Annotated in this window: 10 protein-coding genes; 6 read left to right on the top strand and 4 right to left on the bottom strand. The window is 51.2% G+C overall.

Annotated elements, in window-relative coordinates:
• From J4G02_19435 to J4G02_19420, 4 genes are all read right to left on the bottom strand, one after another.
• A partial coding sequence (locus J4G02_19435) for a hypothetical protein (GenBank protein MCE2396707.1) occupies positions 1 to 542 on the bottom strand: 542 nt, incomplete at its 3' end.
• An 82-nt stretch (positions 543 to 624) separates the two neighbouring features.
• Positions 625 to 1485, bottom strand: a complete 861-nt coding sequence (locus tag J4G02_19430; protein MCE2396706.1) for a sugar phosphate isomerase/epimerase — start codon at positions 1483 to 1485, stop codon at positions 625 to 627.
• A 49-nt stretch (positions 1486 to 1534) separates the two neighbouring features.
• Positions 1535 to 2590, bottom strand: coding sequence for a hypothetical protein (locus tag J4G02_19425; GenBank protein MCE2396705.1), 1056 nt, complete (start codon positions 2588 to 2590; stop codon positions 1535 to 1537).
• 1 nt (position 2591) lies between these two features.
• Positions 2592 to 3818 carry an acetate kinase gene (locus tag J4G02_19420; GenBank protein MCE2396704.1) on the bottom strand — a complete coding sequence of 409 codons (1227 nt, stop codon included), beginning with the start codon at positions 3816 to 3818 and terminating at the stop codon, positions 2592 to 2594.
• A gap of 218 nt (positions 3819 to 4036) precedes the next feature.
• On the opposite strand from J4G02_19420, the gene J4G02_19415 reads away from it, so the two are divergent.
• From J4G02_19415 to J4G02_19390, 6 genes are all read left to right on the top strand, one after another.
• Positions 4037 to 4837 (top strand): biotin--[acetyl-CoA-carboxylase] ligase, encoded by an 801-nt coding sequence (locus J4G02_19415; GenBank protein ID MCE2396703.1) that lies wholly within the window; start codon positions 4037 to 4039, stop codon positions 4835 to 4837.
• Positions 4838 to 4860: 23 nt separating this feature from the next.
• A complete protein-coding gene (locus J4G02_19410) occupies positions 4861 to 5283 on the top strand; it encodes a VOC family protein (protein MCE2396702.1) in 423 nt (140 codons plus the stop codon).
• Between the two features lie 33 nt (positions 5284 to 5316).
• Entirely contained in the window at positions 5317 to 6468 is a 1152-nt protein-coding gene (locus J4G02_19405) for a hypothetical protein (protein ID MCE2396701.1), read from the top strand.
• Between the two features lie 450 nt (positions 6469 to 6918).
• Positions 6919 to 8556, top strand: a complete 1638-nt coding sequence (locus tag J4G02_19400) for a HEAT repeat domain-containing protein (GenBank protein ID MCE2396700.1) — start codon at positions 6919 to 6921, stop codon at positions 8554 to 8556.
• Between the two features lie 14 nt (positions 8557 to 8570).
• Positions 8571 to 9566: a hypothetical protein gene (locus J4G02_19395; GenBank protein MCE2396699.1), complete on the top strand. Its 996-nt coding sequence runs from the start codon at positions 8571 to 8573 to the stop codon at positions 9564 to 9566.
• A gap of 148 nt (positions 9567 to 9714) precedes the next feature.
• The gene (locus J4G02_19390) at positions 9715 to 10536 is read left to right on the top strand and encodes a phytanoyl-CoA dioxygenase family protein (protein ID MCE2396698.1); all 822 of its coding nucleotides are present in this window, start codon (positions 9715 to 9717) and stop codon (positions 10534 to 10536) included.
• Positions 10537 to 10720: the final 184 nt, after the last annotated feature.

The raw sequence follows: 10720 nt of genomic DNA, 5'->3' as shown, positions 1-10720 counted from the left end.
AGCAGCGCCATGTCCACATCCGCATAATCCATCTCGGCGTTCAAGCTGAAAGGTGTGAATTCACAACTTCGGAGGTTGGGTGGGTAGAAATGCTTGGTGTATTCTTCGCCTTCGTAGTTCCAGACGACTCTGCCGCGGGGGTGATTGATTCGAAATCGGACATCAGGAAGGTTGGATAAATCGCGGCGACCTTCGGGGGCAAGGATATCTGAGGGACCGGGTGCGCGGTCTCGAATCCGAAACGCTGGCTGATGGTGCACCGCATGCGATGCCTGGACCCACTTGAGGTGTTCTTCGCTGCTGGCGTATCCGCGTGGGCTATCCGCCGGTTCAAAACAGTATGCGTGGGAGTCGATGATCATTGTATCGTTCCTTTCTTCGGTGCTGTTGCCGACGGTCATCTCTAGTTTAACACAACCGCAGAGACGCGGAGGGCGCAGAATTTCTAAACACTGATTGGGGCGAGGTAACCTCGCCCCTAGAAATCCAGAAGCGTAAAGCAACTGGGCTATGTATTGTTGGGTTTCACGATACTCGTTCAACCCAACCTACGCGCTACCGCCCCGCTAAGATCGGGATTCAAAGCAACTGGGGCTTTGAGGGTCGGGCAAGAGAATTGTGTCTCTACCGTACATACTGTGCGAGGTAGTCTCGTGAACGCTTGAGTCCATCGGATTCTGCCTCCCAGGTTTTCCAGTAGCGATAGTCTTCGAGCTCAACGCTGACAATTCCGTCAAACCCTTCATCCTCAAGCCGTTGAACAACCTTGAGCCAATCGACGACCCCATCGCCGGGGATGGTATATCGCCACCAATCCTCGCCAAAACCGCGTGAGGCATGGAAAGTCGGTCCCAGATTGCCGTGGAGGTAGAGTGCCTCCTGATCGAAATCGGTATCCTTGCCGTGGACATGCACGACGTGAGCGGCAAATTCGTTGAGCATCCGTATGTAATCAATTCCGATGCGGACTAAATGCGACGGGTCATAATTCACGCCGAGTCCTCTCGGACACTCTGCAAACATGGCTCGCAGTGTTTCGGGGGTGCAACCGAGCGCGGGACAGTGGGGCGAGGGACCGGGGTAACCTTCGACGGAAATGGTAACGCCGCGATCTGCGGCAAACGCTGCGATTGGTGGAACGGTTTCCTTCCATAGGTCGAAGACTTTCGCCCGTCCGATGGTTGGGTCTGCCGGCGAGAAAACGCAGAACATGAGTTGGACATCGTTATCGGCAGCGGCTTGAATGGCGGCTTTTGCGGCTTCTGCCCCCGCTGCTTGCTGAGATTTATCAACGCTCAATAGATCGCCAGTGCCCGGCATGTCTGAGGTACCAATTGCCAATCCAGCGTTTCTTGCTATCTCCACAATTTCGGGTGTGACGCTGCTTATATCGACGGCATCAAAACCGTTATCGGCACACCAACGACAGAACTCATCAAAGGGGAGCTCACGCGCTGTCCCCGGTATACGTAAACCAATTTTCATAGAAGTCTCCTTTTATTATTTGGGTATTTAACTACCCGGTTATTAAGGATTATCTGTTGCGTTTTATCGCTCCCCACGTTGTTACTATGTTGTCTTTTGGGGAAACGTTCAGCACCGAGGGATCATACTCGTTTACTGTTGGGACGACCCCTAGTCCTGAAAATCCGCCAAACGCGTAGATTTTGTCGTCTACTTTAGACACTGATAGTCCTCCTCTTGCTAGAGGCAGCCGACTCCCACCCTCCGCGATCCACACACCGTCGTTTGGGGTAAAAATGTCTACTCTTGAGAGGCGACTGACGTTATCTGAAGCGGTTCCTCCGATTGTGTAGACCTTTCCATCCACGGTTTCGACACCTAAGCCGATGTTTGGCACCGGCATTTTGGGTTTGCGTGTCCACCGATCTTCCACGGGATCATACATTTCGACAACGTCAAAATACCGTATTCCGCCATGGGTAGTTTCTTTGAAGGTTCCACCCCCGCAGACATAAATCTTTTCTTCGAACACTACTGCGGCATGACCGCCCCTCGCTGTTGGCATATCCGCTTTCCGAGTCCAGGTGTCTCCTTCAGGATTGTACTGAAAGACGGTTGCGTAAACATCGTCGGGAAAGTCCCAGCCACCGATGAGATAAATCTGTCCATTGACGACACTTGTCGTCATCCGGTCCATCGGGGCCGGCATCCGCTTTTTCCGTGTCCATTTATCTTTCGCCGGATCGTACATTTGGACAGTATCAAGTGGTTGGAAAGCGACTCTGTGACCACCAAAAACATAAATCTTACCACCAACCGCGCTCGCGGCGATTCCGCCTCTTGGCGTTGGCATATCGGCTTTCCTTGTCCAAATGTTCCTCTGTGGGTCATATTCGTCCACGGCAGCGCGCGAGCCTCCATTGAGTCCGCCAATGGCATAAATCTTACCGTTGACGACGGCAGTTGCTAGCTGCATCCTCGGTGATGGCATATCCGCTTTCTGCGTCCATTTCCCCTGTTTCGGATGGCTCGCCGGAGGAAAAATCAGCAGTCCGCCTAATATTGAGCTAGCTAAAAAGAAAATGAAACGGGCCTTCGTGTGTTTTTGCCATTTTGTAAAGATCATGTTAATCACGCTCCGTTTCTATTGCGACTCCTCCTTCAATTAGCTCCAAGGTGTCGCGGGCAATCATCAGTTCCTCGTTGGTTGGAACGACAAGGAGCTTGACAGGAGCATCTTCCCGATGAATAGATTTTTCCACCTCACCCGACAGATTTTTTTCTTCGTCAAGGTGAACTCCTAGAAATCCGAGGTTCTCGCAGATTGTGGTGCGGAGAGACGCGGCGTTCTCGCCGATCCCTGCGGTGAAAATTAGTGCATCCAAACCGCCGAGAACGGCCGCATATTTTCCGATATATTGTCTCACACGATAGGAGAACATCTTTAGTGCAAGTGTCGCCTGCGGATTGCCCTCCGAAACAGCTTGGAATAGGTCTCGAACATCTGACGCTATGCCTGAAACGCCAAGCAAACCGCTCTCACGGTTGAGCATTTGATTGATCGTGTCCGCGGACATCTGTTCTTCCTCCATCAGGTGAAAAATAATCGCGGGATCAATGTCGCCACAGCGGGTCCCCATCATCAAGCCTTCAAGTGGGGTGAGTCCCATGCTGGTATCAACGGATTTCCCCTGATCTATCGCCGTGATACTACATCCATTTCCGAGATGGCAGGTAATCAGCTTAAGTGATGTCAGTGAGTGTCCGAGGATTTCTGCCGCTCGCGTTGACACATATTGGTGTGATGTACCGTGAAAGCCGTACCGTCGAATACCGTGCTGCTCATAAAGCGAGTAGGGGAGCGCATACATATAGGCGTAATCTGGCATCGTTTGATGGAACGCTGTGTCGAATACGGCGACGTGTGCAGCATTTGGCAACGCTTGACGACAGGCGCGGATGCCACCCAAATTATACGGATTGTGCAGTGGGGCAAGGGGAACGCATTGATTAATCGCTGTCTCGACCTCGGAGGTGATTAGTGCGGATTCAGCGAAGCGACTCCCTCCGTGGACGACGCGATGTCCAACGGCGGCGACGTCATTGAGATTTTGAAGGATACCCTTTTCTGTGTCGAGAAGTGTTGCAAAGATTGAATGGAAAACCGCTTCATATTCCATTGGCGGAACGCTGGTCTGATATGTAACGTTATCATGCCGCTCATAGAACAGATTCGGAGATGGGGACCCCAGTCGGTCGATTTGTCCCTTTGCCAGACATACTTCGTCTGTCATTTCAAAGCATTGGTACTTGACAGAAGAGCTGCCGGCGTTAATTGTGAGTATTATGGACATAGACATAAAGCGTGGCGCGTAGTACACAATGAGTGATCGAACCGCCCCGATCCTTGATCGGGAGATTCAGAGCAGCTTGACCGTCTGAACTATCGTGAGATTCTGTTACTCTTACTCAACCTCTGTTCGGTCAATTTTAAGATAGCGAGGACACAAAGTCAAGCGGAAAGTTAGGCGTTGACACTTTAGGACTAGGCGTGATACTATGATGATTTATAATGACAACCGACGACATCCTATCCGGGTTGCAGAACCAGACCATCGGACGGCGGATCCACACCTACGATCGGGTGGGTTCAACAAACGATTTGGCGCTACAATGCGGCGTTGACGGTGCAGAGGAAGGCACACTTATCCTAGCAGAGAGCCAAACCCAAGGGCGGGGACGGCATGGCAGAAAGTGGCTTGCACCCCCTGGATCGAGCATCCTTGGATCGATCATCCTGCGACATCGGCTTCGTGCGGATCAGGTCGGTTTACCGAACCTCATCGGTGCAGTCGCCATCGCAACGGCGACCAACGAGTTGACGAATCTTTCGGCACGGATTAAGTGGCCCAACGATGTGCTGATTCAGGGGAAAAAGGTGAGCGGCGTCTTGACGGAGCTGGAATACGATCGACATCGGCAGCCATTTTTTGTGATGGGGTTCGGGGTCAACGTCAATATGACAAGCGCAGACTTGCCTGAAGAACTTCGCGCTTCTGCTACCTCTTTGCGAATAGAAAGTGGCCGGAAAATCTCCCGTGTCGTACTGCTCCAAACTATCCTACACAGGCTTGAAGAAAACTACCTCCGCTTGAAACGTAGTGATACTGAACCGATTATTGCAACCGGTAACAGGCTATTACATTTTTCTGGCGATTGGGCCCAGATTAACACAGCCGATGGGATCTTTTGTGGGGAAACCGAGGCGATTGATCAGGATGGTGGGCTGCTACTCAAAGATATGAACGGAAATCGACGGAAATTTCTGGTTGGAGAGGTCCTCCAAACTGGACAAATGACACCGAAAAATTAGAAAACAAAAGGAAAGATTCTGCTATGGCTATTGGAACGAAAAACAGAGTTATCAAAGGATGTGGTGCGCATCATATTGCTGTGCATACGCGCGATTGGGAGGAATCGCTGCGACTTTATCGCGATGTGCTTGGTATGGAGATTATCGCGGAATTTGGATCGCCAGAGCGCAAGATTCTCTTATTGGATATGGGGGATGGAAGTCACATGGAGCTTTTCCAGCCGACTGCAGATGGACCCAAACCGGGCGATCCCGCGCCGAACAACCCGGTGCACCATTTTGCATTGACGACAACGGACATCCATGGAGCGATCGAGCATGTCCGCGAGGCGGGATATGAGATTACGGTCGAACCGCGCGACGTAAACATTGGGGGGTTACAGGTTACGATTGCTTTCTTCAGAGGACCTAATGGTGAGAGCGTCGAGTTCTTTCAAACGAATTGATGTGTGAAACGTGAGATTTCATAGGAGTTATTCATGCAGGTTGAAATTGCCCGACATGCCCTTGACCGCGTACCTCTGTCAATCATCTTTGACGACTCCACGGTGTTGGTCAATCTGAACTACTTCTTTATGCGCGATCGGAATCTTGTGGACGGGGAGAACCGTCGATGGCAGGATGTGCCTGTTGTCCATCCGGAGTCATTCGTCCGCGAATTCGCTGAGTGGTGTCTTGAACACGGTGTGCGGGGAAAGTATAGCGTTGTCCCGTGCCCCGCTGCCTTAGGGCGTATTGACGAGGGATTGCCGCTCTTTAGCAAGGCGCAGCAAGAGAGTTGGTTGCAGATGTGCCGAGAGGTTATCACCCCCGCCTACGACATTACGCCTGAGATGATTACGCATACTGTTGTTGTCGATCCGACAACCTGTAAACCCTTGGAGTCGGGGATCTGGGAACAGTACGATTGGAATAATCTGCCTGTTGATCAGGAGGAATTGGTGATCGACTACATCACCACCGCCTGTCAGATTTTGGATAATGTTGGCTTAACGCCCGAAGGGGTTACTTCCCCCGGTGGGTTTGGCAACCCGCTCGATTTCTATGCGAGGGTTGTTGGTATTGCAGCACGCGAGGTTACAGGGAATCCCACGCCCTACTTTTTCAAGCGGGTCTCTGCCGATGGTCCTGTCGAAACGCCTGTTTGGTATGCAGATCGGGAGACAGGTACAGCGGTAGGTGAGATTATCGCCTCTACCGGCGATTGGACCGGTTCGTGGACCGGTTACGGCGAGGTCAATGTCGATAAATATATCACCGCAGACTTGCAGGGTGGACGCCTGCCTGCCGTCATTGATGCGGGTGATCCGGCGGTGCTCATTAGCCACTGGCAGGGGTTTTACGGGCTGCACAACGATGACCGTCGTGGCTTCAACGCCTTCAAGACCGTCGTCCGCCGTTTGAAGGAGCGCGACCCGAATGGCGAACGGACACACTGGCGCAAATGCAGCGAGATCACAAACTATGCGTGCGCACGAGAGATGGCTGAAGTGAAGGTGGACGACAATACGATTCGACTTGACCTGCCGGTGTGCGTCCCTGATTTGACGCTTCGTTTGACCGATGTTGATGTGCGAGGCGTTTCCGTGGATGGGGAAGGCCTGACTCGCGCTGGAAGCCGTGCCTCGTGAACAACACCACCTTTATTGCGTTCAATCCAACGCATCGTCGGCCGGTTATTGCGGTTCAAGTTTAGGTGGGAAATGGATATCACTTTATTTATTATTTGTATTACCTTCACGAAGCCGGGCTAACACATCAACACTGTTTTCAACCTCACCGGAGTGGGTGCTAATTTGATTGCGTACCGTCTCCAGTTGAGTGATAATACTTGCTATTGAAATTTGGTGGTTTACCTGAGATGACTTGTTGGCTTTGACACGATCTGATTTAAAGATTATCATACTATTGAGTCCGCTTTTAGAGTTCCTTGCTATTCCCCCCACTTTTATATCTACTATTGTCTTGATAATACTATTATTGTTCTAAAATGAAAAGCCATATTTTGTTAAGGAATCCAACCCATTAGTTTGTTTGTATATTCTCAAAGTCTTGTAAAACTGTTGAAAAGGAGTCAACCTATGAGCGTTTCATTCAACAATGCGCCTGTCCTGCTCACCGATGAGCAGATGCGTCAATACATTGTTGATGGCTATGTTATGCTAGAGCCGTCCGTTCCCGATGACCTACATGAAACTATCCGCGGGAAACTTGCAGACGTTTTGGAAGCGGGCATCAATCCGGGGAACAACGTACTGCCACGGGTGCCGGAGATGCGGCACATCCTCAACAGTCCTGAAGTACGTGGCGCATTGATAAGTGCGTTGGGCGAGGGATATATCGAACACCCGCACCGTTACTGTCATCACTTGGGGCCGGTTACTGACCCAGATCCTGAACCGGAAATCAAGTTAGCTGCAAACTGCCACCAAGATTCATATACCCCTTTAGGCAGACCCCGGCAGCACTATTCCCGTTTCGCTAGGATTATGTACTATCCACAGGACACGCCGATTGAACTGGGACCGACCCATGCCATCCCCGGCACACAATTCCATAAGCGCCTGACCGATGAGGATCGGGCACAAGCCATTCCAATGGAAGGAAAAGCGGGCACCGTGTCGCTGACGCATTTCGATGTGGGTCATGCCGCGGGTGTCAACCTCCTCAATCAACCGCGCGATATGATAAAGTTTATTTATGTCCGTGCATCAGAGCCTACTGCCCCGTCATGGGATTGTCAAAACCTCCAGTGGCAGAACCCAGCTGCTATCGAAACACCGCACAATTTAGAACTAGTATGGTCTCACATGTGGGATTGGTTGTGTGGGAAACGTGACCGCTATGAAAGTTTCCGAAGCAATGGTGTACAATCGACAAAAAATCGTGTGTCCCAATATATCGCCGCTTTGGGAGAGGATCGGGATTTAGCTGACCGGTTGAGAGCGATTTATGATTTGGCTGGGCTCGGTTCCGACGCCGCCGAAGCTATCCCTGCCTTGATCGCCATGTTGGATAACGATCATCAGGCGGCGCGGGTAGCTGCAATCTATACGCTCGGCGCAATCGGAGACCCCGCCGTTCCACCGTTGATGGAGAGGTTGAAAGCGGCGGGTCAGCGAGAAAACGCGCATCCAGTCCCGGAACCTTGGAACGAAGGTGCCATTTCGATGGAAGATGCAGCGCACGCCTTGACCGCTATTGGGCGGTCCGCTGTTCCTGCTTTGACCGAAGCGCTTGAATCTTCAAGTGAGTGGGTCCGCATTAATGCCAGCTTTGCCTTAGGCGAATTGGATTCCCATGCAGCAAGTTCTGTATCAAAGCTGACAGCATGTCTAAAGGATGATTCACATCGCGTGGTTCGTACAGCGACGGACTCGCTAGGAAGCATCCATCAGGGGGCAGCGACGTTTATCCCACATCTTAGCCGCTTGCTGACAGAGAATAGAGTGGACTGGCACGAGGAGGAGCGTCGTGGGTGGACAACTCAGGATCAGGTTCGGACTAACGCGGCGATGGCGTTTACACGGTTGGGGAAGGACGCTGCAGGTGCCGAGGATGTTTTGTTCCACGCACTGGATGATTCATGTGGGCATGTAGGTGCTTTTGCGATGGACGCTTTGAGACGCATTGATTCGCCGGCCGCTCGACAGGCTGTTATGGCGTACTTGGAAGCCCAACGTTGGGATGAATCTATCACAAAGGATAGGCAGTTTTGAAAAGGAGGCCAATAATGATTCTCGCTTTTTCCCCTATATCGTTTGGACGTCAAGTGGCCCTTACATGTGCTACGTTTAGTGCATGTATCCTATTGATGTTGCTTCTTGGAGGTTGTTCAGAATGGCGAGAAGAAGATGAAATCGTATATTCATATCCTGCCAATTGGCCAATTACACCCTTAACAGGGGCAGAAATCGAGGAAGTCTCACAATGCCGTCTTGAGGAGATTGCTGCTGAACGGTATCCCAACGATAACTTAAAATCAGTAAGCATTGATGAATTACCCGATGCTTACAGTCCTAAATCCGCATGTGATTGGGCTGTATTAGCAACGGCGTACGCCGAAAGGGTTTTGGACGATGATGCTTTACCGGAATCTGCAAAGGAAGCTTTTATAGAAGCAATTTCACGTAATTACGGTTTTGCGGTGACAGCACCACTGTTCTACCGATATTTTGGCGAAGTTTCCTTGGTAGAATCGCCTCCGTTTGTAAAACAGGAGATTACCGCAGTAAAAATTGATTACACATGGGTGGGCTTGGCTGGTTCCGGTGAGCCCGAAAAGTTCAGCTACTCTGTAAAAATTGAGCAAGCCCATACCAAGCCTGTTGTATCTGCCACTGTTATACCGGAGTCATCAGTCCCCAATTTAAGCCTGGAGGCGCTAGACCCAGACAAAATACAAGCTCTTGGTCCAGCCCTGGCGGACTTGCTGCCTATTGAATCTCAGTTTGAATTTGTTGTCTGTACTGATAACTATCCCGATTGGTCGATTTCGCTGACTTTCAAGGATGGCACTCAGCTAGACTTAATAACCAACGGGAGTAACTTCCTATTTGCCGGTGGCCCGTGGCAGACGAAAATTGATGGCCAGAATTATGTTCAATTTTCATTTGGGTTTGTAGAAGCTATCATTGATTTATTTGAAGCCTTAGGTCTACCGTTCGGGAGTCCAGCGGGTATGGTTTGTTGGGGCGATACTCTTTTTGAGAAAGCCTTTCCTGATTGATGTATTTCTATCACGTTTACTTGCGGAGTTTGCTGCCAGATGGTTACGCTACCAATCAATCAGGCTGCCAGTCGGTCTACTTGCATCCTGACCGGCAATCTGATAAGGTCAGGTCAGATTAAGCGAGTCCATAACGGAGGCTGATACATTGACGAAGCAGATTGAGACTTGTGTGTCGCAATTAAGAGAGGTGGGTTGGTGCGTGGTAGAGGGTGTTATCCCCGGTAATGAAGTGGAGACGATTCGACAGCATGTGGAAGGCGCCCATCTGGAGGCGACAGCCGAATATGAAGCAGCCGGTGGTTCACTCGGTCGCCAGACGGACAAAGATGGAGGACCTGGGAAAAACGTCATCGCCTACATTCAGCCGTTGGCTCCCTACTTGGCGGAGAAGCGGGTGCTTGGTGTAATTAGGACAATGCTTGACCCACATGTGCGGATTGCGCAAACTGAGTTTAAGACCCGACCACCGAATGACTATAACAAGATGTATCGTTCTTACCATTCGGATTGGCCCCACGATCTGTCGGATAGGGACCGAGCGGGTGCTGTCCGTCAACCGTTTCCCGACGTTACGATGGGATTGACGACGATATGGCTGCTCTCACCATTTGGACCTGAAAGCGGTGGCACGTGGGTGGTGCCGGGAAGCCACCAGGATCTGCGCAATCCGAGGGGACCAGAAGACGGAATTGACGAATTTAAGCCTATTCCCGGTGAAATGCAGGTCTCGGGTCCCGCGGGTAGTGTGGTGATAATAGATAGCCGTATTTGGCACTCGAACGCCGCCAATCCCAGCGATAAGCCGCGAGTGGCGATTGTGGTGCGTTATGTGCCGTGGTGGGTGAGTGTGGAGTTTGGTGGACGTAACAATGCGATCGTTCCACGGCACGTTTACGAGGCGTTCCCGGAGGAGGTTAAACCGCTGTATCGGCACCGGGTCAACGGAGTAACATACAACATTTCTTGAGGATAGCGGTTATCTTTGGTTTAGCAATAACGGGATCCGTTTGAAGGGTAGTGCAGTCGAGGAAGCAGCTGAAGCAGAGGAGGTTATCATGAAAGAGAATAGCGGAGATAGACTCGCCGGCAAGGTTGCCATTATAGCCGGTGCGGGTGGAGGTATGGGGCGGTCTACACCCCTGTGGTTTGCG

The sequence above is a fragment of the Candidatus Poribacteria bacterium genome (assembly GCA_021295755.1).
Taxonomy (GTDB): domain Bacteria; phylum Poribacteria; class WGA-4E; order WGA-4E; family PCPOR2b; genus PCPOR2b.
This window is presented reverse-complemented; position numbering and strand designations above follow the sequence as displayed.